Raw genomic sequence first — 23,537 nt, 5'->3', positions numbered from 1 at the left:
AGAAACCACTGTGGGAGCGAGCCTGCTCGCGATAGCGGTGTGGCAGTCGGCAATAATGCTGACTGATACACCGCTATCGCGAGCAGGCTCGCTCCCACAGGGAAAGCAAAGCCGTCAGGCGTTGTGCTTACTTCTCGACGAACGCACGCTCGATCAGGTAATCACCCGGCTCGCGCATCCGCGGCGAAACTTTCAGGCCGAAGCTGTTCAACACTTCGCTGGTCTCGTCGAGCATGCTCGGGCTGCCGCACAGCATGGCGCGGTCGTCCTGCGGGTTGATCGGTGGCAGACCGATGTCGCTGAACAGCTTGCCGCTGCGCATCAGGTCGGTCAGGCGACCTTCGTTCTCGAACGGCTCACGGGTCACGGTCGGGTAGTAGATCAACTTGTCACGCAGGGCCTCGCCGAAGAACTCGTTCTGCGGCAAGTGCTCGGTGATGAATTCGCGGTAAGCGACTTCGTTGACGTAACGTACGCCGTGGCACAGGATCACTTTTTCGAAACGCTCGTAGGTTTCCGGGTCCTGGATGACGCTCATGAACGGCGCCAGGCCGGTACCGGTGCTGAGCAGGTACAAATGTTTGCCAGGCTTCAAGTCATCCAGCACCAGCGTGCCGGTAGGCTTCTTGCTGATGATGATCTCGTCGCCTTCCTTCAGATGCTGCAACTGGGAAGTCAACGGGCCATCAGGCACCTTGATGCTGAAGAACTCGAGATGCTCTTCCCAGTTCGGGCTGGCAATCGAGTAAGCGCGCATGAGCGGCCGGCCGTTGGGCTGTTGCAGGCCGATCATCACGAACTGACCGTTCTCGAAGCGCAGGCCCGGATCGCGGGTGCACTTGAAGCTGAACAGAGTGTCGTTCCAGTGGTGAACACTGAGGACACGCTCGTGGTTCATGTTGCTCATGTACGTGGGACTCCTGGAGATTTTGCCTGCGCCTATGATGTGCGCAATTGCATAGCATTCTAATGGCAGCGACAATATCTGTTAAATGGATTATTAAGATAAGGGTTATCGGTTATATAGATATGCGATTTACTCTCCGTCAACTTCAAGTCTTTGTCGCCGTCGCCCAGCAGGAAAGCGTATCCCGTGCTGCGGGCTTGCTCAACCTGTCGCAATCGGCGGCGAGCACCTCCATCACCGAACTGGAACGCCAGTCGAGCTGTCAGCTGTTCGATCGCGCGGGCAAACGGTTGAGCCTCAACGCCCTCGGCAAACAGCTGTTGCCGCAAGCGGTGGCGCTGCTCGACCAGTCCAAGGAAATCGAAGACCTGCTCAACGGCAAGTCCGGCTTCGGCTCTTTGGCTGTCGGCGCGACGCTGACCATCGGTAATTACCTCGCCACGCTGCTGATCGGCAGCTTCATGCAGCTCCACCCGGAAAGCCAGGTGAAGCTGCACGTGCAAAACACTGCCAACATCGTGCAGCAAGTTGCCCACTATGAAATTGATCTGGGTCTAATCGAAGGCGACTGCAGCCATCCGGACATCGAAGTACAGAGTTGGGTCGAGGATGAGCTGGTGGTGTTCTGCGCGCCCCAGCACCCGCTGGCCATTCGGGGCACGGCGACCATGGAAGAACTGAGCCATGAGGCGTGGATCCTGCGGGAACAGGGCTCTGGTACGCGGCTGACCTTTGATCAGGCCATGCGTCACCATCGCAGCGCGTTGAATATCCGCCTGGAGCTGGAACACACTGAAGCGATCAAGCGCGCGGTAGAGTCGGGATTGGGCATTGGCTGCATTTCACGGCTGGCCCTGCGCGATGCATTCCGCCGCGGCAGCCTGGTGCCGGTGGAGACACCGGACCTGGACCTGGCGCGGCAGTTCTACTTCATCTGGCACAAACAGAAATATCAGACGTCAGCGATGCGCGAATTCCTCGACCTGTGCCGCGCCTTCACCGCCGGGGTGCAGCGCAGCGACGAGATCGTGCTGCCCACCATCGCTTAAAGCAGGATCACCGCCCACACCAGCCCGATCATGGTCAACGCTACGAACTGGGCGGCGCTGCCCATGTCCTTGGCGTTCTTGGACAGCGGGTGAAGCTCAAGGGAGATGCGGTCAATGGCCGCTTCCACCGCAGAGTTGAGCAACTCGACGATCAATGCCAACAAACAGACGGCAATCAACAGCGCCTGCTCGACGCGGCTGACGTTCAAAAAGAACGAAATCGGGATCAGGATGACATTGAGCAACACCAGTTGCCGAAAAGCCGCTTCGCCGGTGAAGGCTGCGCGCAGGCCGTCCAGGGAGTAACCGGAAGCGTTGAGGATGCGTTTCAGGCCGGTCTGGCCTTTGAAAGGGGACATAAAGTGGCAACTGACCAAAAAAGGAGTGGGAAAGCTAGATCAACCGAAGTCAAAAAAGCGTGAAGGGGCCAACCTTTAGTGGCTTGAAATTGACTCAAGTTGTTGCAGGAGCAACGCCGCCTGGGTCCGGGTGCGCACATTCAGCTTACGGAAAATCGCCGTGACGTGTGCCTTGATTGTTGCTTCGGACACGCTCAGTTCGTAGGCAATCTGCTTGTTCAACAAACCTTCGCAGACCATGGTCAACACCCGGAACTGCTGCGGCGTCAGGCTGGCAAGGCCTTCGCTGGCGGCCTTGGCTTCGTCGGAAACGCTGACTGCTTCAAACGCCTGGGGCGGCCAGAACACATCGCCATCCAGCACCGCACGTACGGCTTTCTGGATAACGCTCAGGTCACTCGATTTGGGAATGAAACCGCTGGCCCCGAACTCACGGGACTTGACCATGATCGAGGCCTCTTCCTGGGCCGACACCATCACCACTGGAATTTGCGGGTACTGACCGCGCAACAGCACCAGCCCGGAAAAACCGTAGGCTCCCGGCATGTTCAGGTCCAGCAGCACCAGATCCCAGTCGGACTTTTCGTCCAGACGGGTTTCCAGCTCGGCAATGCTCGCCACTTCCACCAGACGGACGTCCGGGCCAAGGCCAAGGGTCAACGCCTGATGCAGGGCGCTACGAAAAAGAGGGTGGTCATCGGCAATCAGGATTTCGTATGTGGCCATTTTTCAAATGATCCTGTTTTTCTAACAACTCGAGGTACAGCCACGGAGCTGCACCAACAGGGCACGTTCAACGCCAATCACGTGGCAATTCACGTAAAGAAACGGCGTATCAAACTTTGGCCGCGCCCTAATCGGCGCCAAGCATGCCCAGCGAAACCGGGGTGGTCAAGGTGTCTGGCCGGTACAGTTCTTTGCAGTATGGGCGACAATCAGGCCGAGACAGCAGCCGTTTTCTGCACGAAAGGCATCAGCTCGGCATGTGCCGGTGTCGTGACGTCCATTTCCAGCTGGCGTTTGGCATCGAGGTAATGCTGGCTGAACACATCGAAATAAGCGTCCAGTGCCGACGCGGCAGCGCCATCTCCCGCCAGATCGAGGCACAGCGCCGCCACTTCGGCCGTGCACAAATGCTCGCTGCGGGTCGACCGGCGCAGCCGATAACGTGAAAGCTTCTCGGGCAACAGGCTCAGGATCGGCAGCGCATCGAAATAAGGACTTTTGCGGAATATCTTCCGGGCTTCGGTCCAGGTCGCGTCCAGCAGAATGAACAGCGGCCGCTTGGCGCTATCGACTTCGACCGTGTTCGTCACTCGTTCAGGCGCAACGTACTCGCCGGGAAAGACCAGATACGGTTGCCATTGCGGGTCGGCGAGCAATGCCAGCAACTGCGGATCGGTTTCCGTACGCGACCAGATGAACGCATGGTTGTCGCGCACCACGTCAGCGATCAGCCAACCCGTATTGCTCGGTTTGAACACTTCCTTGTTGGTCATGATCAGGCACACGCCAGAGCGGGTCTCGACCTGCGGACGCCACGCGCACAGGCAATGGCTCTCGATCACGCGACAGGCACGGCAACGGGGTGCCCGCCAGCCACGGGCCTGAATCGGCTTGATGCCCTCCTCTTCGCGCTGATCACGCAAGCGGGCTACGGCGTTGGGGGCGTGGTTCATCGCAGGTAACACCGGCAGACAGGAAAACTCGGCACGAATAACACTCAGGGGGCCATAAAGGCCGGCAGTTTACCAGAGCGGCCGGCGCAAGCCTGTACCGTCCAGACAGGCTCCCCTATAATTCGTCACCACTGAACGCACAGTCATGTGACGGGTCGAAGCACCAGTCACTGAACCAGGAGAGTTTCATGTTGCGCCTTATCGTTCCCACCGCTGCCATTCTGCTGGCGTCGTCCTTCAACGCTCAGGCTGCGTCCTTGAGTGAGCAGAATCTCAACAGAGAGCTGCGCAACGTCGCCGCCCAAAGCAGCGTCGGCACGCCACGGGCGATCAACGAAGACATTCTCGATCAGGGCTACACCGCCGAAGGCAATGTGTTGATCAACCACTTGAGCGTGCAAAGCAGCCACGCCAACAAGATGCGCGCTGACCCCAAAGCCGTGTATTTCCAACTGGGCGCCTCTGTGTGCAACAACCCGTCGTTCCGCAAACTGATGGCCAAGGGCGCGGTCATGCGTTACGACTTCACCGAGGTGAAGACCAACCGCTCGGTCGGCTCCGCCAGCTATCAGGAATCGGATTGCCCGAAAGCGACACCGGCGAAGAAAAAGTAATTCAAGGGGAATGGGAATTGGCGCGCCGCTGTTCATCCTCGGCGCGCAGTTCTGCCAGAAGCGCCTGCAAATAGCGTGAGCGCCGGTCGGCTCCCTCCAGACGCCGGCAGCACTCCTCTTCAAGACTCAAATGATTGGTCTCGGCCGATGACTTCAATAATCGATACAGTTGCGTATCGATCTCCAGAATGACTCTGGCCATAGCATCCCGCCTCCTTGCACTTCGCCCTTGCTTGAGCGACAAAATCCTTGAACCGCTTGTATCGTGCGCCCTGCCATTGACGCAAAGTTGTCATGTCACGCCTGTTATTCAGTAAATCAGAGTACAGCTCACTCGGCGTGCGTTCAGACGAGCGGTGAAATCACCTTGCAAATCGTCATTAAGCGGTTGCCAGGAAAGACTTTGCAGCGCAATGATCAGGCCAGCGCAAATCACCGCGAGGGTCTAGATTCATAGTATTCCCGTTCACTTTTCAGGGCAGAAAAGGGGCTGCCTGGTTTGCGATGTTTGATGCGAATGTTTCCTTCATCCAAAGGAACAACAGAGCCTGTATGGAAGGAGAAGTTGATGCCTTACCAACCGAATGACCTCCTGAGCCGTCATTTCGAAGAAAGCGGCCACGACCTCACCAGCAAGGTCGAAGAACAACTCAACCTGGTTTCGCCCAACAGCCCGAACATCCCGATCTACCGAGACATGATCCTGACCGTGCTGCGCATGGCCCAGGAAGATCACAATCGCTGGAATGCCAAGATCACCCTGCAAGCCCTGCGCGAACTGGAACATGCCTTCCGCGTGCTCGAACAGTTCCGGGGGCGGCGTAAAGTTACTGTGTTCGGCTCGGCCCGAACGCCGATAGAACACCCGTTATACGGTCTGGCCCGAGAACTCGGCGCGGCACTGGCGCGCTCGGACCTGATGGTGATCACCGGTGCCGGCGGCGGCATCATGGCGGCCGCCCACGAAGGTGCCGGCCTGGAACACAGCCTGGGGTTCAACATCACCCTGCCCTTCGAGCAACATGCCAATCCCACTGTGAACGGCACCGCCAACCTGCTGCCGTTCCACTTCTTCTTTACCCGCAAGCTGTTCTTCGTCAAGGAAGCCGATGCGCTGGTCCTGTGCCCCGGCGGTTTCGGTACGCTGGACGAGGCACTTGAAGTGCTGACGCTGATCCAGACCGGTAAAAGCCCGCTGGTGCCAGTGGTACTGCTGGATGCTCCGGGAGGCAAGTTCTGGCAAGGCGCCCTGGACTTCATTCACCATCAACTGGAGGAAAACCGCTACATCCTGCCCACCGACATGAAGCTGGTGAGTCTGGTCTATAGCGCCGAAGAGGCGGTGGAACAGATCAATCAGTTCTACAGCAACTTCCACTCCAGCCGCTGGCTCAAGCATCAGTTCGTGATCCGCATGAATCACCAGCTCAGTGACGATGCGCTGGAACACATGCAGCACGCCTTCGCCGACCTGTGCCTGAGCGATCACTTCCATCAGCATGTCTACAGCGGTGAGGAGCACGACGAGCCGCAGTTCAGCCACCTTGCACGCCTGGCCTTTACCTTCAACGCGCGTGACCATGGACGCCTGCGGGAACTGGTGGATTACATCAACCTGCCGGAAAACTGGGCGCAGCCCAAACCTCAGGCACAACAACGCACGCGGGAACCATCGAAGGTTACGTGAGGCAAAAAAAACGGCCCGCTATCGAAATAGCGAGCCGTTTCAGTCAATCGTCCATCCCTCGGCCGCTGAACAAGCGGCTGATCATTTCCATGGAATAGCCCCGATAACTCAGGAACCGCCCTTGTTTGGCACGTTCCCGGGCGTCGATCGGTAAATGCCCGGAAAACTTGCGCCGCCAGGTGTCTTCCAGTTGTTCCTGCCAGTTAATACCGCTCTCACGTAACGCGAGTTCGATGTCGCTGCGTTGCAGGCCACGCTGTCTCAACTCTTCGCGGATACGCAAAGGGCCATAGCCGGAACGGGCACGGTAGGAAACGAAGCTTTCGAGGTAACGGGATTCGGACAGCAGGCCTTCTTCCGTCAAGCGGTCGAGTGCAGTGTCGATCATTTCAGGGAGGGCGCCGCGCTGACGCAGTTTACGCGTCAGCTCGACTCGACCATGCTCGCGGCGTGCGAGCAGGTCCATTGCGGTTCGCCGCACTGCGACGAGTGTATCGAGTACGGCGGTCATCGGATCAATCAGATATCAGCGTCAGCCAGGTCATCTTCAGTCTCTTTGACTGGCGATGCTTTGACGTCCGGCGCTGGAGTCAGCAGTTTGTCGCGCAGCTGCTTCTCAAGTTTCGCGGCGATTTCCGGGTTGTCCGCCAGGAACTTGGCCGAGTTGGCCTTGCCCTGACCGATCTTGGTGCCTTCGTAGGCATACCAGGCACCGGACTTCTCTACGAAACCGTGCAGAACACCCAGGTCGATCATCTCACCGTTGAGGTAGATGCCCTTGCCGTAAAGAATCTGGAACTCGGCCTGGCGGAACGGCGAAGCGACCTTGTTCTTCACAACCTTGACGCGGGTTTCACTACCGACGACTTCATCACCTTCTTTCACCGCGCCAGTACGGCGGATGTCCAGACGAACCGACGCATAGAACTTCAGCGCGTTACCACCGGTGGTGGTTTCCGGGCTGCCGAACATCACGCCGATTTTCATACGGATCTGGTTGATGAAGATCACCAGGCAGTTGGCGTTCTTGATGTTACCGGTGATTTTACGCAGCGCCTGGGACATCAGACGGGCTTGCAGGCCCACGTGCATGTCACCCATTTCGCCTTCGATTTCAGCCTTGGGTACCAGGGCAGCCACGGAGTCGACGATGATCACGTCAACCGCGTTGGAACGCACCAGCATGTCGGTGATTTCCAGGGCCTGCTCGCCAGTGTCCGGCTGGGAAACCAGCAGGTCGTCGACGTTGACGCCGAGTTTGCCGGCGTACTCAGGGTCGAGAGCGTGTTCGGCGTCGACGAATGCGCAGGTCGCGCCGGCTTTCTGAGCCTGGGCGATCACCGACAGGGTCAGTGTGGTTTTACCGGAGGATTCAGGACCGTAGATTTCAACGATACGGCCTTTTGGCAGACCGCCAATGCCGAGCGCGATGTCCAGCCCCAGAGAGCCCGTGGAGATAGCCGGGATCGCCTGACGGTCCTGATCGCCCATACGCATTACGGCACCCTTGCCGAATTGACGTTCGATCTGACCCAGGGCCGCAGCCAAGGCTTTCTTCTTGTTGTCGTCCATTAAAGTCCTCACGTAATCAATAAGGCCTGACGGCCAACACCTGTATAAGTAGACAGTATTATTCCACAGCGATTCAGTATCGCCTACCCCTGATTTGAGATTTCTCCAGAGGCATGGCGCAGCAGCCCCTCTAGCGCGGCCCTCACCGTTTGTCGGCGGACCTCGTCGCGGTTACCGGGGAAGTGCTGCACCTCGCTGAAGACCCGCTCACCCACCCCCCACGCCAGCCAGACCGTGCCTACCGGCTTGTTCGGCGAACCACCGTCCGGCCCTGCTACACCGCTGACCGCCACGGCAAAAGACGCCCGGCTTTTTTCCTGCGCACCTCGCACCATGGCCTCGACCACCTCGCGACTGACCGCCCCCACCGTCGCAAACAACTCGGCCGGGACATTCAATTGCTCGGTTTTCTGACGGTTGGAGTACGTGACATAACCCGCCTCGAACCATGCCGAACTCCCGGGAATGCGCGTGATGGCCTCGGAAATCCCACCGCCGGTACAGGACTCGGCCGCCGTGACGTGAGCATTGAGAACCTGAAGGCGCCTGCCAAGTTCAGCGGCCAGTTGGGTGATTTCTTTCACGGTCATCTCCTGAGCGAGCGGAATGGGAACTACCGTACACGAGCGGATCGCGCTTGCAAGTTACAGGATCGATCAAAATGTTAGCGCCGCAGCGCCCGGATATAGGCCTGACACGCCTGCAAGGCAATCAGTGCACGGTCGCTGGTGTCGGTGATGGCGATAATTCGTTGAGCATGCGCCGGGTCAAGTCGGGCGCGTAGGGGGCCATGATCCACGCCGCCGGTGCCGGAGGCGGTGGGCACTGCGCAGCCAGTGGCAGTGTCGCTGGCATCGAGGAGGACTGACAGCCGCACATCAGCAGTGGCAAGACGGTCGCGCAAGCGACCTTGATCACGTTGGGCATCGCTAAGCGCTCGATAATGGGTGTGTTCGCTGACCGACAGCCGTTGCTCCAGCGCCAGGCGCTTGTCCTGCTCGGCCTGTTGCCGGGCGGCGGCCGCCAGGGTTAGCTGGTTGAGCGTCGCCGCGTGCTGCCTGTCGAGCTCCGCCAGTTGGCGCCCGTAACGTCCATCCTGAAATCGCCAGGCCACCGCCGCCGAGCCACCGGCCAACACGGCCAGTAACACAACAATTCCAGCAACCCGCCACGATAAAGGGATCAAACCGAAGGCTGGCATAACACCGCCCTCGCCCGCGCCCACAGTTGCAAACGGTCTTGCAGCCCGTTCAGCCCACCATTGATCCGGCGGGTGATGCTGTTGAACTGGTCACGATCAGCCAGTTCGTTGAGGCCGTTTTGTGCCCAGAACCAGGCGGCAGATTCAGCGGCCCATTGCGGTAGCTCCAGCAGTTCCGGCCATTGGAGCAGTCGCTCGTCGCCGAATACACCGACACTGCACTGTTGATAGTTGTGGCGGCCAGTGATCTGAATCAAGCCACGACCGCGGTACTTTTGACCGTCGCCGTCGAGCGCTGCTGTATTACCCAAACGAGCGGCTAACAGGCCGGTGTCGTATTTGCTCAAATACCGGTCACTGCCGAGTTCGCGCACATACTGCAACTGCCCCGATTCGTGACCCACTTGCGCAAGGAAAGCGGCGCGGCGTTTGGGCGTGTTTATGGAATGGCCATCCATGGCGCCATTGAGGGCGGAAATGAAAACGCCCGCTTGGCTGCGGGCGTCTGGAAGTATTTGCTGTAATTGCAGAACCGTCAGCGGCATGAGTCGTGCTCCCTTCGCCATTTGATTAGCCAGACCGCGCCAATGCGTTATTGGGTGGCGTCCAGGCAGGTCGCGTCGATCACGCAGCGATAGCTTTGAAATTTGTCGCCGCTGGCAGTGACCTTGTCGATTGACCAGTAACCGCGCATGAAATCCGGCCAGGAAGGGTCCAGCAGCAAAACGCCCTCGGCGGACAGGGCCGGATTGCCAGGACAGCCGATTTTTACCTTGAGTTTTTCACGCAACAATTTGCGCACCTCTCCCTCTCCGACGTCCCTGGCCTCTTCTTCATTCTGACAAAGCCGGCCGATGACCTTGAACGGCGCGCTACCGGTTTCAACCACCCGCACCATCCCGGCCGCCGCGTCCCACCAACTCGTCTTGCAGCCCTGGTTTTTCGCCCGGGCAGTGTCATCGAGCGTGGCGGAGATGAAGGCGCGATCGCCTGGACGATTGTCCGTGGTCACCGACAATTTCACCTCGGGCAACACCTTGCCCGACAGCGACTTGATCTGACCGGGAAGCGCCAGCACATACAGTTCATTCACCGGTTTGGCGATTGCGTGATGCCTGAGGGCAAGGCGTGTCAGGAACGCCATGTCGCTTTCGTTGGACTGATCGATGTGATCGATTTTTTTCAGTGCCAGTTGGGGAGCCACACGTGGCGAAAAGCCGTGCCGGGAAGCTATCTCGCGAAACAGCGCACCCAGGGTGGTCGGGCCGTGACTGGCGGATCGACGCAGCAGGAACCCGGTCTTGTCCGCGACACTGAACGGCGCCGCGGTGGCCACCAGTGTCAAGCGAAGCGGGAACAGCGTCGGTGTCAGGCGAGACACCATGAACTGGCCCTTGTCCACCCACCCGGACTCCACGTAACCAACCCGCAAGCCCACCTTGCCGCCCAGGATCGGCAGCCCTTCGAGCCCTTCCAGGTCGAGCGTCAAGGTCAATTGATCGGACTCGATACCGGCGGCATCGATGTGCTCCCAGCTGATCAGGCGCTTATTGATCAGGGCCTCATTGGCCCCATAAATGTATACCGCTGGCGTGAAACCCAATGCCATGGAGCCTCCTTAATCCCACGCGGTAACCGGCGTGATCACAACGGGTTTTGCGTCAATTTCCGGCAGTACCACCCAGACGCCCGCAGGCAATACCGGCCCCGGTTCCGCCAGTGTGGGGTTGAGCCGCCACAGTGCTTCTTCAACGACATCGTCACAGCGACCCAGTTCGCGGTACAGCAACAGGTTCACCGAATCACCGGCCAGACTTCGAACTCTACGCATGGATGAACTCCGACAGGTCTACTGCCCAACTGACGACCATCGCCGTGCCGTCATCGATAATCATGCTCTGGGTTTCCGTCACCGTGTTGATTCGCCAAAGCCCCCAGCTGCTTCCGATGCCATCTACCAACGGCACCGGTTTGCGCTGTTCCTGTAGCGTGCGCAGCTCATTGAGCCGGTCCATGGCCACCGCGTACATCGACGTCCCCGTAATCCTCAATGTCTGGGCCTTTTGCCCGGTCTGACTGGATTTCGGCTTGCCGGTCACAATGTCCAGCTCCACCCAGCCACCGTCCGAGCTGTGCACGATGCCGCTGTACGCGAACTGACGGGACAGGCCGAAAATGAAACTGCCCAATGCCATTTGCTGACGCATTACAGACCTCCATCGGTCAGGGCCGCACCTCGTCGAGTGGCGAGGGCGTTAGTGGTTATCAGGGGGACAAATTCACCGTGGAACTGCGTCTGCAGTTGCTGCGCCACGATCGTTCGGATGTGCTCGGAGTTATCCGCCCCCGTGCAGGTGACCTGGATTGACGGTGAATAATTGATCTGCTGTGTTTGTGTCTGTGTCGAGGCGCTGGTCAGGTCTTTGCTGACTTGATCAGGAGCACCGAGCTGGTCGGAAGGTGTGGCCAGTTTTTCGCCCAGCCAGGATCCGGCGATGCCGCCGAGAAAACCGCCGATGGCTGTGCCCACGCCTGGAAATATCATCGTACCGAGCGCTGCGCCCGCATAAGAACCGGCCACCATCCCGGCAGAGGACGCGACGGCTTTGGTGTCTCCAGTGGCGACACCTTGTGCGATATCGACCCCAGCGCTGAGCAAGTTCAGCCCTGGTGCTCTTTTAGGGAGGAAGGAGCCGACCTTGGCGGCTTTGCCGAGCAACGGGCTGGCCGGACTGGAGCCAGCAAATTGCACCAGACGCTGAGCCGGAGCCGGAGCCGGAGCCGGAGCTGGAGCTGGAGCCAGAGTTTGAGCCTGAGCCAGAATCGGGGCCACCGCCGGTCTATCGACCCGAGGCTGCACAGTGACATCAAATTGCGATTGACCCTTCGGATTGCCCTGCCCCTTGGCTTTGTCCGGTTTTGCGTTCCTGCGTTTCTTGCGTGCCTGATCACCCGTGTAACCCAGGCTGCTTTCCGTCCTCTTTTTCGGTGGAGGAGGCTTGTTGTCCTGGTCGGCGCCGCGATTGTCCTCGCCGATCAGATCCCCCAGGTTCCAGGGCAGGCGTGGCGCCGTTCGCTTCAGGATTTTCTTGGCAACGTTGGTCAACGCTTCGGTGGCGACGGCGGCACCCACGACGGACGCGATGGAAGAGAGCGTGACGGCAACAGCCGCCAGCCCTGTGGCAATTACGGGATGTTGCTCGGCAACCGAACTGAGCTTGTCGACCTGAGCAGAAAGAGACGTCAGCGGGCCGGACATGTCTGGCGTTACTGCGCGCCCCAGGCGACTGAGACTCGCATCCAGCACGTCCCTGCCGGGTGTCGAATTGCGCCCTTCGTCTTTGACGGTCTGCCCTGTCGAGCCATTGCTTTCGACCGTTGACGTCGCAGTGGCGGCTTTATCGGACGCCTCCTTGCGCACAACGGGGTTCTGAGGCGTGGCGGCGATTGCAGCCGTCCGCTCGGGCGCCGTCACCGCCACCACACCGGCCTCGCCACTGCTGCGCAGAGTGGAGCGCAGGCCTGCCCCATCGACATTCAGGTTGGGGGCGCCCAATTGATCGGGCGTTTCAGTCGCCGCCATGCCATCGAGGTTCGATGGCGATGGGCTGTCAGCGGCAGGTCCCACTCCGAGCCGTTTGAATGCCGAGCGTGCTGAAGACACTACCGCTGTCAGCGACGTCAGCGCTTCACCCAGCTTGTTCTGCCCTGCCGTCAGTAAGCGTATGTCCAGGCTGACCGTGTTCAGTGCCTGGTTGAGCTGCGCCAGCGGGGCGATGAAACCGGCCAGCCCGAGGGTTGCTGACCCGCCGCCCATTGCCGGCGACCCCATGCTATTGATCGCCGCACTGGCCAGCGAATATTGACTGTCTGCCATCCCGCTCTACTCCTGTTTCACGCCAAGGCGAGTGATCGCGATGTCGTAGCGGCGCAATGCCTTGCCGACGTCCCACTCCAGAATGTCCGCTTCACTTACCGGGTAAATGAGCGGCACCACATCGAGGATTACTTCGATGTCGCGCTCCGAAAGAAGGCCGCCGGTTTGTTTAAAAAATCGTCGATGCGTACCTGAAGCTGTGTCCAGTCGGGCACGGTCAGCAGGGCCAGATCGGGAATCATCAGCCCGGTGCAATGGGCGGTGATGAACTCGGCGCGTTCCTTGGGCGTCTTGAGTTTTTTCATCGCTTTGGTCGCGCGCAGCACCGGCATTTCCAGAGTCAGCGTGGTGAGGGTTCGACCCGCCACGGCGAGCGGTTGCAACAAGGTCACGTCGTCGGGATCGGCCGACGGTGGTTCCCCCTCGTCCGCTTGCTCAAGGAAATGCGACGTCGGCAACGTCGACATCTCGTGCACGTACTGCGCGATGCTCACGTAGTCCGGGCGCTTGAGTTGATCGAGTTCCTTGACCGACAGGCCGGTGGCCAGCAGCGCCAGTTCGAAGAACTGATCGTCCTCATCGTCGCCGGCACGGGTCAGGGCTTCTTTCTGTGCGGCGTAGTACAACGGTTTGAGCTGAATCTGCTCGATCGACGACTGATCGTCGGCCGCGATCGGCGACAACAAGGCGTGCACAGGAGGTGTCCAGGACATGAAATGAATTCCTTGGTGAATCATGAGACCAGCAAACCTTGTGGGAGCGAACCTGGGTGGGCTCGCTCCCACAGGTTCAAGGGATCAGCACTGCGCGGCGGGCGTCGCCGAGAATGTCGACGCCGTTGAGCACGAACTTCTGGGTGCGCACGTCGATGTCGATCACCGGGATGCCGTTTTCCAGACGGTTGTAGGTGCGGCAGGAGAGCTCAAGCGTGGTGGTCGGTTTGTCATTCATTTTGAGCGCCGTCTCGGCCAAGGACTTCAACTTGCCGCCGACGGTGTGGTAGGTGAACCAGGTGTTGCCATCCTGATCCTGACCGGCCTCACGGACGTTCAGCAAAATGTCGTCGCCCAGTTTCACACCCAGGGCGAGCATGACTTCTGCGCCCACGCCTTGCAGCTTGAGCGTGGCGGTGAGGGCTTTGCCGCTCTTGGCCATTTCCTCGCCGATGAAGCGCCCGCCGGTCATGTTCTCCATCTCGAACTCGATCTTCGGCGGGGTGAACTCTTCCACCGTCGCCGACAACGGCAGGCCTTGTAGGGTGGCCGCGATGGCCTGTCTTACGCGGTTGGTAAACATTAGAGAACGTCCTCCAGGAACTGCTCGATGATTTCATCGCGGGCATTGAGTTGATAAACCATGTGTTCGTTCGGCGCGTAGCGGCCGTAGTCGATGACCACGTACCAGGTGCCGTTCTTGTACTTCTCGACGCTGTTCAATTCCGGGTGCAGGTACACGCTGCCGCCTGGAATGGTTTCGTCGGCGACCAGGGTTTGCAGCCAGTCATTGATGCGCTTGACCTCCTGGTCCATGAACGACTTGGTCAGGTTCTTGGCCATGGCTTTCTGGCCGGCCTTGACCAGCTTGCGGCTGATCGCGTCTTCGAGGCCGACGTAGCTGATGAACTTGCCGGTGATCGAGCGGTTACCCAGCAGCGAGAAGCCGCCGAGGATGGTGCGGGCGTAGTAGCTGATGCCGTAGCGGTTGAGCAGATCGCCCTCGGTGGAGGTGTCGAGGATGTTGTATTCCACGACCCGCGAAACGTCCTCGGCAAAGGTCACCTGATTGCCCGGGCTTTCCCATTGCTTGACCTTGGCCAGCGCTGCGATGGCCAGGCTCGACGGCGACAGGAACACGTTTTTCTTGGCGGCCTTGGAGTACACCGACGGCATGTTGTGCACCAGCAGGCAGCGGTCGAAACCCAGCTCCGCGCCGCCCAGTTCCTGGCTGTAAGTCACCTGGTCGGCGACCGCGGCGTCCTTGCCGTCGAGCACCACACGGGCTTTGATGCGCTTGCCGAAAGACGCGAACTCACCGGCCACGGCTTTGGTGCTGGTGAAGCCCGGCGCGCCGATGATGGTCAGGTCCTCAGGCACGCTGCCCAACGCCGCGAGGCCGAGCTTGCGACCGGTCAGCGGATCGATGCCGCCGATGACGTTATTCAGCGTGTCCGCCGGGGTCGCGCCCTCTTCGACGATGACCACGTAGACCGGCACCTTGACCACTTTCAGGATCTGGAAGACCGCGTGATACAGCGTGCCCGCCTCGGTGCCGGTCGGATCGAGCAGCGCCTGGGTGGTGAAGCTGTTGATGCGAAACGGCGCATTGCGTGGAATCAACGGATCCGCCTTCGGCGCGGTGCCGATCAGACCGATGACGTTGTCGCCCAGGCCACCCATGGCCTCGGGGGATTCGGTGGCATTGACGGTAATGCCGTTGTGCTCGAAGTTCAGAACCTCAGCCATGGTTATTCAGCCTTCTTGGCAGCGGCCTTCTTGGCCGGGGTGGAGGATGCGGCCGACTCGGCAACCGCGGTATTTTTCAGCTCCAGACGACCAGCGCTGCGCAACGCACTGGCCTCCACATCGAGCAGTTGCAATTCCTGGCCGATACTCGACCAGTGACCACCCCCGGTGGGGAATGGGAGGAGCACGGTGTACGTTTGGCGTTCTGCCATTTCTGTTTCTCCTTGAACGAAAAAGCCCCTTGGGGAAGGGGCTGTCGGGTGTTGTGTTTGTTGTATTGCGGGAAAGAAAACGCCCCGGCGGTGCGGGGCGTTATTAAAGTTCAGCGGCCTCAGGGGGAGCCCATGGATACAATGCCTGGATCGCCTCATAACGTGCTACGCCAGCAGCACAGACTGCCTCCCCCCCTTGTTCACCCATGATCTGCATGCGTCGCGCCTCCGCAAAATAGCGATCGGAACCGTTCAACGGTTCAGCGTATGCGCGCAGACGTTGCGCCTCTACTTGCTCGCGTGTCAGAGGCACCACAGGATCAGCGGGAAAAGGCACTTTGGAAATAACGCCTTCGGCGTTAATCACCCATTGACCATCAGTCTCCTGAGTCATCTGCAGATATAGCTCCTCGCTAATAGGTACTGCCGAATCAGTAATATCATTGACCCCTTCAATTAACTGAGCAGACCTAACTCCATCAGCGTTGAAGGTCGCGTATTTCTTAGGCATTCGGTTCACTCCTCAATGTCCTATCACTAACCAATTGACTGCAAACGCCACATTTCCAGCGTTACTGACATCATCACCGCCAACCAGCACCGTCGATTTGGATCCCGCAATAAGGTTGGCATAGGGCCCAATCCATCCGCTGTACCAATCGTTCTGGACAGAAGACGCCCAAATACGCAGCGGTGTATTAGGGAATTCAAAAGGCAAAGTGACGTTCGCTTTAGCGCCCTGCGGCGCAGCGTTCACAAAAGAGGTCTGCCCCCACTGGACAACCAAGCCACCGAGCCATGTCGGAAAAATAATCCCGCCGTTAGCCGCTTTGAGGATGTAAAAACCCCAGCGTATTTTCTTCGGGGTAACAATTGTCGCGTCATCCGAGCCGGCATTGACCTGATCCTGAGTAGCTAGCTTGGCCGTACCCTGATTGTTCTCTGTCGCCTGAGCGGCAAGAGCTGCCAGCGCGGAGACATCAACGTTTCCCTGATTAATCGGAGCATTCCAGGCCTTGATGCACAACATGAACGCCACGTTGTTGGGTCGGGTGATGCCATACGTAACCTCGGGACCGCCGGGCAGTGCAAAGTTCGATGCCGGGTTCACCCCCATAAGCGTTACACCCGAATAAAGCCCCGTATCGCCACTGTCGTACCCCGTTTTGATCCTTGATGCAGCATGATCATTGATATTGGAAGCTATGGATTGGGTGGCCGGCAGATTGGTATCAATCGCCGAAATACTACCTTTCTGCCAACTGCCAATTACGCGGCCCGGATCTACGCCGCGACCATGATCCCAACCGCGCACGAACTCGCCACGGGACTCAGGTAATCGGGTGTAGCCCGCCCCATCGCCCGGCAAGTTGTACTTACGATTCAGATAGTTCGCCAGATCTGGATAAAGCGTGTCTTTAAACAGGCTGTTGTCCACTTCAAGAAAACCTGGTGGAACGCTTTCCGCAGGAAAGGTCACCATGGCACCAACCGGCAACGCCGAAGCCTGCGCAATCAGCGCCTCGATTTCAGGCTTCGTATAAGTGTCCTTGATCCCAAAACCAGCCAACGTTTCCGGATTCGTGCCCGCAGTGGCGCGACCATATTTATCAACCGTCAGACTCTTGTAAGTCCCCGCCTGAATCCCCGTCCTACCCGCCAGCATTTCAAAGCTCAGCGCCGTAGTGCCCAGCGTGATCGGACCATTCGTGACCAAGTGCCAAAGCGAATCGCCGTTCGCCGTGCCCTCTTCAACCATCACGCTCAGACCCGGCGTCACCTTGGCGCTGGTGTTCGAGTCAACCGAACGCAGCCAGTCACCATTGGCGGCAACATAAATACCGTTATCCTTCGCCGCCGTTTGGCCCGTCACCAGCACCCGCTGGCCAGACACCACCGCGACACCATCAATCTGCTGCGCTCCGCTTAGTACGATGTTCCCGGTGGAGACCACGCGCACCGACTGTTTGCCATCCAGCTTCGCCAGTTCATCGGCGAGATACCCCATCACCCAGGCCCGTGTCGCCTTGACCACGGTGTCGTCGATCAGCAGCGTGACGTTCGACGCATTGCTGGTCTCGAAAATCGAGCGAATGTAGAACTCTTTCCCCGAGCCCGACGTCGCCAGCACCGGCTTGAACGACTCCGGGTATTTGACGATGGCGTACAAAATCCCGGTGTCAGTCCAGAGCCCCGCTTCGCGCACATACCAACCGCCCTCTTCTGGCGGGATGGTCACTTCGGCCAACAACCAGCTCGGATTCTTCTCGTCCTGGAACAGCGCATTCAGTGGCCCGCGCCACACTTCTCGTTTAAGCGCAGTGGCGGTCGCCGCCGGGTTGTAGACCGTGCCGCCGCCGTCACCGACCGAAATCTGTGACAACTTGATCGGCACGCCCGCCGCCTTGCAGGCGGTTTCGTAGGCAATCCCTGCATTCGTGAGCAGGGTGTAATAGTCAGCCATTCAGGCCCCCTGAGGATAAATAGTGGATGTTTCAACGGCGTAGAGCCCGGCAGCCATAAAGGTCTGACCCGAGGCTTCGAGCCCTTCGATGACAATCGGATACACCGTGGTGAGTTCGCCGCACACCGTCGCCGCGCCGATGACGTGACTGCCGAATGCGCTCAACCCAACGGACACCGACAGGATGTCGCGTTCGCTTTTGGCGTCCGCCAGGCGTCGGTCGAGACGGGCGTCGATTTCTTCGCTGTAGGGTTGCTCGGTAAACGCCCTGACGGAAAAGCTGTAGGGCTGGCCCGGCGGCGTCTGCTCGTACCAGGCCCGCACTTCAGGCATCAAGCGCAATCCTTTCGCGGCGTTTTCCAGCGCCAGTCGCGTCCCGGCCTGCCGCGCCGTGGGCCAGGCGAGTTCGACCGTCAGGCGCTTTTCCGCCTCGGCCGCCTCGGAGCTCCATTCACTGACACCTCGATCGGCGGCGAGATACGGCAGAAACGCCAAGGGCGTCACCGTCGGGTTCATCAGCTCGGGAAACGGCGGCGTGATGCGATCAAGCAACGTGCCGAAACCGAGGTCCAGGGCTTTTTCCAGCGCTGAGCTGTTGGACGGCAACAGGCTCGGACGAGGTTTTGGGTCACTCATAGCGTGAGCACCTCGACCTCGACCCCCGTGCACCAAGGCGCTTCGAAGGCGGTCGTGACAATCGGTTCGACCGGTTCGAGAATCTCGAGCTGAACCGCGCCAGCGTTGTGCAGCGTGTAGTCGATCCAGCTCGGGTCGACCCGCCCTTCCAGCCGATGACAACTCTGGGCATACGCTTGCAGTTGCTGTTGTGCGGCGACCTTGGTCAGCCCCGAATCAGGGCCGGCGTTGATCCTCGCGACGACGCGGATTTTGTAGTTCTTGATGTGGGCGCCCTGCACCGTGACCCGATCCGTTTCCGGTCGCACATCAGGTCGGGCGAAGTGTTCGCGCACACCTTCGAGCAGTTCCTCTGACGCGGTGCCATCGCCTTCCCGTGCCAGCACCGTGACCATCACCTCGCCCGGTGCCGTGCGGCGTCCGTTGCCGTCCTTGACCTGCGCCGCATGGCCGTCCGGATCGAAGGTGTACGTGACCGTCACCTCGCCCGCCGCCGCGCTTTCCACCTTCACCGCAGGACGCTCGCCGAGGGTGAACACCTCGCGGCGATACTGCATGCGCGAACCGGCGGCCGGTGCGTGCGGCGCCAGGTAGTAACGCAACCGGGCGTCATCGTCGCTTTCATACACGGGCGCTACCGGCGGGTACGCTGCCGGATCGCCCGGGTCGAGCAACTGACGCTCAAGGCCCATGTCCGCGAGACGGGCATCCAGATTGCTGCCGGTCGCCCACCAGGCCAGCATCTGCTTGATGCGGGCGTTGTATTTTCGTTCGTGGATTTGCAGGCGCACACAAAACGCCTCAAGCGCCAGGGTCAGTAACTCGCTTTCGTTTTCAAGACTGGCCTTGAGTTTCGCCGCCGTCTCGGGAGACCGGGCGCCGACGTACTCGACGACAAACGTCTTGAACTCGGCGAGCAGGTCTTCGAACGCGTCGACGGTGACGATCGACGGTTCGGCCAACTGGTTCTGGCCAGGGATCAACATGCTCATGTCACCACCTCGAAGGTCTGGTTGCGGTTTTTCCAGATGCCGGCGAATCGCAACACCAGCCCGGCGCCTCGCCGGCCGGCGACAATGACCTGCGGCTGGAAATCACCGATGCCGTTCTGCTCGTTGTAAAACGCCTGCGCCGCATGACTCTGGGCAAGGATCAGCAGGTCGTCGCCAAGGTTGCGGCCGAGCAGATCCGGGATCAGCGAGCCATACAAAGGACGCTTCTGACGGGTGCCCAACGGCGTGGTCAGCGCCCGGGTGGCGCGCTGCACGAATTGCGGCCAGTCGTCGACCGCCGCCCCGGTGTTTCTATCGATTCCGATCATGGGAAACTCTTTATGCGGTACTGATGACGCGTCCCTGGTGATCCACCACCGGGCCGCTCAGGTGCACACCGGAAGCGTCGAGTCGCAAGCCGACCGCGCCCAGTTGCAGTTCGATGGCCTCAGGCGTAATCGCAAGCCTCGCCGGGCCGAGATTCAACTCGAGCGCTTCGCGAGAGCCACTGAACGCCGCCGGGCCGTTCTTCCAGTGCAAGGCGTGACGGGCATCGTCGTAACCGCTTTCAGTGCCATCCAGATAGAGGCGACGCGTCAGCGACGCCTGTGTCGAAGCGGGTGGAAACTGATTGCCGTTGAGCCCGAACAACGCCACGGATTGAGCGCCGCCCTCGCCGCCGCCATGGTTCAGCAGCAGGCATTGCTCGCCGACCGAGGGGATCCGCGACTCGCTTTGCGCCCCGGCGCTGGGGTTGAAAAAGCGGATGGCCGGGCTCAGTAACTCACCATGACTGACCCGGCACGTGTTACTGGCCGCATCGACTTCCTGGCACACGCCGATGCGACACAAGCTGTCGGTTCGCCGGTGCAAGTCTTCAAGTTCAGCCTCCATCTCGGCCAGGCGCTCGATGATCGGGCCGAGCTGCTGACGTAAAAGCGCATCGAACATGGCTCAGCCCTCGAGTGCGGTGTATTGGTCCGGGTCGTCGATGTTCGAGACTTCCCAGGTTTTGGCGAATTTCGGGATGCCCAGCGGGTCGTCCAGCAGTAATGCGCCGAGGTAAATCGTCTGGGTGAAGGAAAGGGTCCAGGCGAGGTACTCCTGCGAACCGCTGATGAGCGTCGACGGCAAGGCATCGATGTTCACGGGCAAATCGCATTGGCTACCTGGCAGCCCCCATCGGTTATCCGTCACCCATCCCTTGAGGACGGCTGCCAGATCGCAAGCGGCCAACCCAGGGTTATCCAGCGTTGGGGATACAACGATTTGCAGCGAGAACGTCAGGACATGAGCGATGCGTCCGTCCTGGGCGCGCTCGCCGCTTGCATTGCGTTCGAGGGCGATCAGGATCCACGCCTGATCGAACGTGCCGTCGAAGTCCTGACGAGCTCCGACTTTCAAACCCGGGTCAGCCGAGCGCAGCGCTTCGGCAATGGCAAACAACAGCCGCGACGGCTTATCGATGTCGAGGGACATAGGGGGTTTCCAGTTCAAAGATTGAAGCGTTCGGCTGCGCGGGGGATGCAGCGTGTCGGCGTTGCCAGAACGGCAACGGGGATTGGTTTTATTGATCCGGGCGGGAATCACGCGGCGGTACTTCGCACACGCCGATCCGCTTGGCCGCCCAGCGCTCATAAAGGCCGATGGCGACGTCGGCGCCGGCCATTGCCGTGAGGCAACCGAACGCGCCAGCCGCCCAGATCGACATGCCGGCGGCGTACAGCAGCATGATGGCCGAGACCCCGCAGATCATGCACGCCCCGGAACGCAAGGCCAGGCGCCGCAGCAATGACCAACCCCGGGCGCCCTCCTTGTCGGCACGCCACATTTCGCCAGACACCCCGCCCATCACGGCGAGCACGATGACCAGCCAGATCGGCATGTCCAGCAACGCTTGTTGCTCGTTTGTCATGTCACGCCTCCTTGGGATCGATGAGATGGGCCTCTCGGAAATGAGCCGGCTGGTTTTGATCGACGAAGAACTACAGCTTTTCAACGATCACGTTGTCGATGAAAGCGAAGTTGACGTACGGGTTCTGCTCGTTGGAAAAGGCCAGGGTCGTTTGAGACGTGATAGCCGTGAAGTCGTAAGTCACGGTATTCCACTCGACGACGCCACCCTTGGCCGTCGGCGTGTTGAAGAGCGCGGTCTGACCGGCCACTTTCACTTGCACGACACCATCACCGGATCGGTTGGCGTACAGCGAATTGCCCATGCTGAAAGTCAATCGGTACTTGGCCCCTGGCACGGTGGCAAAGTTCTGCTGAATCCCGCCGCCATTGCTGTAAACGTTGTTAGCCAGATCGACGATCACTGCGCCTTCCGCTGCAGCAGAGCCAGGGATCGAAGCGCGCATGTTGAAATACTCGGCACCCGACAGAAAGGTCGTCCAGCCCGTGATGAAATTGGTTTTCGCGGTCGTGTCCAGCACGCAGCTGTCGCTGCAGCCGGGTTGTTCAAAGCTGCCGTTGACCAGAAGGTTCGCCGCAGTAGCGCTGCCGGCAGCACCGACGAGAGCCAGCATCAGCGGGGCAATGATTTTTTTGATTCCGTTCATGGTTGTACCTGTTGAGTGAGATGTATTGATTACGCAGCAGTTGCTGCACAGGCAAACCCCAAATGCGGGGTTGATATGCCTGACTTCAGGCAGGCATTCCAAAAAGCCCGGTCACCCGGGCTTTTCAGTAATGCGATCCTTCGCGTTGACCTTTCGGCGCTACTGGCGCGGTACGGGTCCATTCAGATTGTTTTTCCGACCGCGGTCCCTGCCCGCCGGATAACTGCTTCTGGTGCTTTACGCTGCACACCCGGGTCAGTTGCCAACCCTCTGAACCGTTGAGGCCGGTTCATCGCTGCCTTTGTGGTGGAACTAAAGAACTTCGTTTCGAGCTGCTTTGTTGAGCGGCTTGAGACAAAGAATATGCATAGATGCATATACAGTCAATGCATAAATGCATTTATTTATGCGCTTTAAATGCATTGGCGCATGAAAGCCCCACAGACAAAGGCGTTGACGGTTTTCAGCAGGCGAAAAAAAACCCGCGCAGTGGCGGGTTTTATCTGACAGCGATGAGGTTAACGGGCGTACATGCCCCACCAGAAGACGTGGCCGAGGATGACAATCTGTTCTTCCTGGATCTCCTGGAAGGTGTAGTCCTCGTCCGGATGCTCATCGCGATTGAAGCTGCGCAGGCGAATTCCCGTCGGCAGGCGATAAAGCTGTTTAACCCGCAACTGGCCGTTATGGTTGATGGCATACAGGTCGCCATCGACGATGTCGCCAATCCCGCATTTGCCGGCATTGACCCCCACGGTGGCGCCGTCGCGCAGTACCGGCAACATACTGTTGCCACGCACCGTCACGCATTTGGCCTGGTCGAACTGCACACCGTTGTGGCGCAGGCTGCGTTTGCCGAAGCGCAGGCTGGAGCGCTCGCTTTCTTCGATGACGAATCTTCCTGATCCAGCAGCCAATTCAACCTCGCGAAGAAAGGGGACTGACACCTCGTCGTCATCGACGGGCGTATCGTCATCCCACAGGCTTATGTCCTTGAGTTCCGAATGCAGTTCATCGCGACCGGAATTGACGGCAGGCGCGACATCCGCACGGCCCCGCAACTGGTCGGTGCTCACGGCGAAGTACTCGGCGATCTTCGAAATGTGTTTGTCCGAAGGATCGACGATCTTCCCGCTGAGGATGCGCGAGAGAGTGGATTGAGGCACGCCGGTGCGACGGTGAAGCTCCGTGGGGGAGATCCCGTGCTGATCGAGCAGCGCTCTTAAGACGGTAGAAACATTGCGTTTTTGCATAACGCGCATAGT

Annotated in this window: 31 protein-coding genes; 3 read left to right on the top strand and 28 right to left on the bottom strand. The window is 59.5% G+C overall.

What is annotated here, in order from left to right:
• Nucleotides 1-127: 127 nt before the first annotated feature.
• Nucleotides 128-907 carry a ferredoxin-NADP reductase gene (fpr, locus tag ACM6I5_RS24930; protein ID WP_003443014.1) on the bottom strand — a complete coding sequence of 260 codons (780 nt, stop codon included), beginning with the start codon at nucleotides 905-907 and terminating at the stop codon, nucleotides 128-130.
• 122 nt (nucleotides 908-1,029) lie between these two features.
• On the opposite strand from fpr, the gene ACM6I5_RS24925 reads away from it, so the two are divergent.
• Nucleotides 1,030-1,956 carry a LysR family transcriptional regulator gene (locus ACM6I5_RS24925; protein WP_031318445.1) on the top strand — a complete coding sequence of 309 codons (927 nt, stop codon included), beginning with the start codon at nucleotides 1,030-1,032 and terminating at the stop codon, nucleotides 1,954-1,956.
• Here the strand turns inward: ACM6I5_RS24925 and ACM6I5_RS24920 are convergent.
• The 3 genes from ACM6I5_RS24920 to ACM6I5_RS24910 all read right to left on the bottom strand — a co-directional run bounded on the left by ACM6I5_RS24920 (nucleotide 1,953) and on the right by ACM6I5_RS24910 (nucleotide 3,994).
• Nucleotides 1,953-2,315: a diacylglycerol kinase gene (locus ACM6I5_RS24920; protein ID WP_017336765.1), complete on the bottom strand. Its 363-nt coding sequence runs from the start codon at nucleotides 2,313-2,315 to the stop codon at nucleotides 1,953-1,955. The genes ACM6I5_RS24925 and ACM6I5_RS24920 overlap by 4 nt on opposite strands.
• Nucleotides 2,316-2,390: 75 nt before the next feature.
• Nucleotides 2,391-3,041, bottom strand: a complete 651-nt coding sequence (erdR, locus tag ACM6I5_RS24915) for a response regulator transcription factor ErdR (protein WP_017336764.1) — start codon at nucleotides 3,039-3,041, stop codon at nucleotides 2,391-2,393.
• A 209-nt stretch (nucleotides 3,042-3,250) separates the two neighbouring features.
• On the bottom strand, nucleotides 3,251-3,994 hold the full coding sequence (locus ACM6I5_RS24910) for a tRNA-uridine aminocarboxypropyltransferase (protein ID WP_017336763.1): 744 nt from the start codon (nucleotides 3,992-3,994) through the stop codon (nucleotides 3,251-3,253).
• Nucleotides 3,995-4,182: 188 nt separating this feature from the next.
• On the opposite strand from ACM6I5_RS24910, the gene ACM6I5_RS24905 reads away from it, so the two are divergent.
• On the top strand, nucleotides 4,183-4,608 hold the full coding sequence (locus ACM6I5_RS24905; RefSeq protein ID WP_017336762.1) for a PA3611 family quorum-sensing-regulated virulence factor: 426 nt from the start codon (nucleotides 4,183-4,185) through the stop codon (nucleotides 4,606-4,608).
• A 1-nt stretch (nucleotide 4,609) separates the two neighbouring features.
• On the opposite strand, the gene ACM6I5_RS24900 is transcribed toward ACM6I5_RS24905, so the two are convergent.
• Nucleotides 4,610-4,810: a hypothetical protein gene (locus ACM6I5_RS24900; RefSeq protein WP_017336761.1), complete on the bottom strand. Its 201-nt coding sequence runs from the start codon at nucleotides 4,808-4,810 to the stop codon at nucleotides 4,610-4,612.
• Between the two features lie 366 nt (nucleotides 4,811-5,176).
• On the opposite strand from ACM6I5_RS24900, the gene ACM6I5_RS24895 reads away from it, so the two are divergent.
• Nucleotides 5,177-6,295, top strand: a complete 1,119-nt coding sequence (locus ACM6I5_RS24895; RefSeq protein ID WP_017336760.1) for a TIGR00730 family Rossman fold protein — start codon at nucleotides 5,177-5,179, stop codon at nucleotides 6,293-6,295.
• 43 nt (nucleotides 6,296-6,338) lie between these two features.
• On the opposite strand, the gene recX is transcribed toward ACM6I5_RS24895, so the two are convergent.
• From recX to ACM6I5_RS24780, 23 genes are all read right to left on the bottom strand, one after another.
• Complete coding sequence (gene recX / locus ACM6I5_RS24890; protein ID WP_414884890.1) at nucleotides 6,339-6,806, bottom strand: recombination regulator RecX; 468 nt, start codon at nucleotides 6,804-6,806, stop codon at nucleotides 6,339-6,341.
• 8 nt (nucleotides 6,807-6,814) lie between these two features.
• Nucleotides 6,815-7,867: a recombinase RecA gene (recA, locus tag ACM6I5_RS24885; RefSeq protein ID WP_017336758.1), complete on the bottom strand. Its 1,053-nt coding sequence runs from the start codon at nucleotides 7,865-7,867 to the stop codon at nucleotides 6,815-6,817.
• Nucleotides 7,868-7,950: 83 nt separating this feature from the next.
• Nucleotides 7,951-8,451, bottom strand: a complete 501-nt coding sequence (locus ACM6I5_RS24880) for a CinA family protein (RefSeq protein WP_414884889.1) — start codon at nucleotides 8,449-8,451, stop codon at nucleotides 7,951-7,953.
• A gap of 80 nt (nucleotides 8,452-8,531) precedes the next feature.
• On the bottom strand, nucleotides 8,532-9,068 hold the full coding sequence (locus ACM6I5_RS24875; RefSeq protein WP_414884888.1) for a lysis protein: 537 nt from the start codon (nucleotides 9,066-9,068) through the stop codon (nucleotides 8,532-8,534).
• A complete protein-coding gene (locus tag ACM6I5_RS24870; RefSeq protein WP_017336755.1) occupies nucleotides 9,050-9,613 on the bottom strand; it encodes a glycoside hydrolase family 19 protein in 564 nt (187 codons plus the stop codon). The genes ACM6I5_RS24875 and ACM6I5_RS24870 overlap by 19 nt, the downstream gene beginning before the upstream one ends.
• Before the next feature lie 47 nt (nucleotides 9,614-9,660).
• A complete protein-coding gene (locus tag ACM6I5_RS24865; protein ID WP_414884887.1) occupies nucleotides 9,661-10,677 on the bottom strand; it encodes a phage late control D family protein in 1,017 nt (338 codons plus the stop codon).
• A gap of 9 nt (nucleotides 10,678-10,686) precedes the next feature.
• Nucleotides 10,687-10,899 (bottom strand): tail protein X, encoded by a 213-nt coding sequence (locus ACM6I5_RS24860; RefSeq protein ID WP_414884886.1) that lies wholly within the window; start codon nucleotides 10,897-10,899, stop codon nucleotides 10,687-10,689.
• Nucleotides 10,892-11,275, bottom strand: coding sequence for a phage tail protein (locus ACM6I5_RS24855; protein ID WP_414884885.1), 384 nt, complete (start codon nucleotides 11,273-11,275; stop codon nucleotides 10,892-10,894). Before ACM6I5_RS24855 ends, ACM6I5_RS24860 begins: the two co-directional genes overlap by 8 nt.
• Nucleotides 11,275-12,945, bottom strand: a complete 1,671-nt coding sequence (locus ACM6I5_RS24850) for a hypothetical protein (protein ID WP_414884884.1) — start codon at nucleotides 12,943-12,945, stop codon at nucleotides 11,275-11,277. Before ACM6I5_RS24850 ends, ACM6I5_RS24855 begins: the two co-directional genes overlap by 1 nt.
• A 128-nt stretch (nucleotides 12,946-13,073) precedes the next feature.
• Complete coding sequence (locus ACM6I5_RS24845; RefSeq protein WP_017336749.1) at nucleotides 13,074-13,658, bottom strand: phage tail assembly protein; 585 nt, start codon at nucleotides 13,656-13,658, stop codon at nucleotides 13,074-13,076.
• 76 nt (nucleotides 13,659-13,734) lie between these two features.
• Nucleotides 13,735-14,241 (bottom strand): phage major tail tube protein, encoded by a 507-nt coding sequence (locus tag ACM6I5_RS24840; protein WP_017336748.1) that lies wholly within the window; start codon nucleotides 14,239-14,241, stop codon nucleotides 13,735-13,737.
• Nucleotides 14,241-15,407: a tail protein gene (locus ACM6I5_RS24835; protein WP_017336747.1), complete on the bottom strand. Its 1,167-nt coding sequence runs from the start codon at nucleotides 15,405-15,407 to the stop codon at nucleotides 14,241-14,243. The genes ACM6I5_RS24840 and ACM6I5_RS24835 overlap by 1 nt, the downstream gene beginning before the upstream one ends.
• A 2-nt stretch (nucleotides 15,408-15,409) precedes the next feature.
• Nucleotides 15,410-15,619 carry a hypothetical protein gene (locus ACM6I5_RS24830; protein WP_017336746.1) on the bottom strand — a complete coding sequence of 70 codons (210 nt, stop codon included), beginning with the start codon at nucleotides 15,617-15,619 and terminating at the stop codon, nucleotides 15,410-15,412.
• 103 nt (nucleotides 15,620-15,722) lie between these two features.
• Nucleotides 15,723-16,130: a hypothetical protein gene (locus ACM6I5_RS24825; protein ID WP_414884883.1), complete on the bottom strand. Its 408-nt coding sequence runs from the start codon at nucleotides 16,128-16,130 to the stop codon at nucleotides 15,723-15,725.
• 12 nt (nucleotides 16,131-16,142) lie between these two features.
• Nucleotides 16,143-18,083, bottom strand: a complete 1,941-nt coding sequence (locus ACM6I5_RS24820; protein WP_414884882.1) for a phage tail protein — start codon at nucleotides 18,081-18,083, stop codon at nucleotides 16,143-16,145.
• The gene (locus ACM6I5_RS24815) at nucleotides 18,084-18,719 is read right to left on the bottom strand and encodes a phage tail protein I (RefSeq protein WP_414884881.1); all 636 of its coding nucleotides are present in this window, start codon (nucleotides 18,717-18,719) and stop codon (nucleotides 18,084-18,086) included. It lies immediately after the preceding gene.
• Nucleotides 18,716-19,711, bottom strand: a complete 996-nt coding sequence (locus ACM6I5_RS24810; RefSeq protein ID WP_017336742.1) for a baseplate J/gp47 family protein — start codon at nucleotides 19,709-19,711, stop codon at nucleotides 18,716-18,718. The genes ACM6I5_RS24815 and ACM6I5_RS24810 overlap by 4 nt, the downstream gene beginning before the upstream one ends.
• Complete coding sequence (locus tag ACM6I5_RS24805; RefSeq protein WP_017336741.1) at nucleotides 19,708-20,040, bottom strand: phage baseplate protein; 333 nt, start codon at nucleotides 20,038-20,040, stop codon at nucleotides 19,708-19,710. Before ACM6I5_RS24805 ends, ACM6I5_RS24810 begins: the two co-directional genes overlap by 4 nt.
• 10 nt (nucleotides 20,041-20,050) lie before the next feature.
• Nucleotides 20,051-20,662 (bottom strand): phage baseplate assembly protein V, encoded by a 612-nt coding sequence (locus ACM6I5_RS24800; RefSeq protein WP_414879513.1) that lies wholly within the window; start codon nucleotides 20,660-20,662, stop codon nucleotides 20,051-20,053.
• Between the two features lie 3 nt (nucleotides 20,663-20,665).
• Entirely contained in the window at nucleotides 20,666-21,190 is a 525-nt protein-coding gene (locus ACM6I5_RS24795) for a hypothetical protein (protein WP_414884880.1), read from the bottom strand.
• An 88-nt stretch (nucleotides 21,191-21,278) separates the two neighbouring features.
• Nucleotides 21,279-21,626: a phage holin family protein gene (locus tag ACM6I5_RS24790; RefSeq protein ID WP_017336738.1), complete on the bottom strand. Its 348-nt coding sequence runs from the start codon at nucleotides 21,624-21,626 to the stop codon at nucleotides 21,279-21,281.
• A gap of 70 nt (nucleotides 21,627-21,696) precedes the next feature.
• Complete coding sequence (locus ACM6I5_RS24785; RefSeq protein ID WP_414884879.1) at nucleotides 21,697-22,272, bottom strand: DUF642 domain-containing protein; 576 nt, start codon at nucleotides 22,270-22,272, stop codon at nucleotides 21,697-21,699.
• Between the two features lie 518 nt (nucleotides 22,273-22,790).
• Nucleotides 22,791-23,525 (bottom strand): helix-turn-helix transcriptional regulator, encoded by a 735-nt coding sequence (locus ACM6I5_RS24780; RefSeq protein ID WP_084322326.1) that lies wholly within the window; start codon nucleotides 23,523-23,525, stop codon nucleotides 22,791-22,793.
• Between the last annotated feature and the right edge of the window lie 12 nt (nucleotides 23,526-23,537).

It is taken from the genome of Pseudomonas sp. IT-P171, from assembly GCF_949767765.1.
GTDB classification, from domain to species: Bacteria; Pseudomonadota; Gammaproteobacteria; order Pseudomonadales; family Pseudomonadaceae; genus Aquipseudomonas; species Aquipseudomonas fluorescens_B.
The sequence above is the reverse complement of the archived record's forward strand: the minus strand, read 5'-3'. Positions and strand labels throughout refer to the sequence as shown.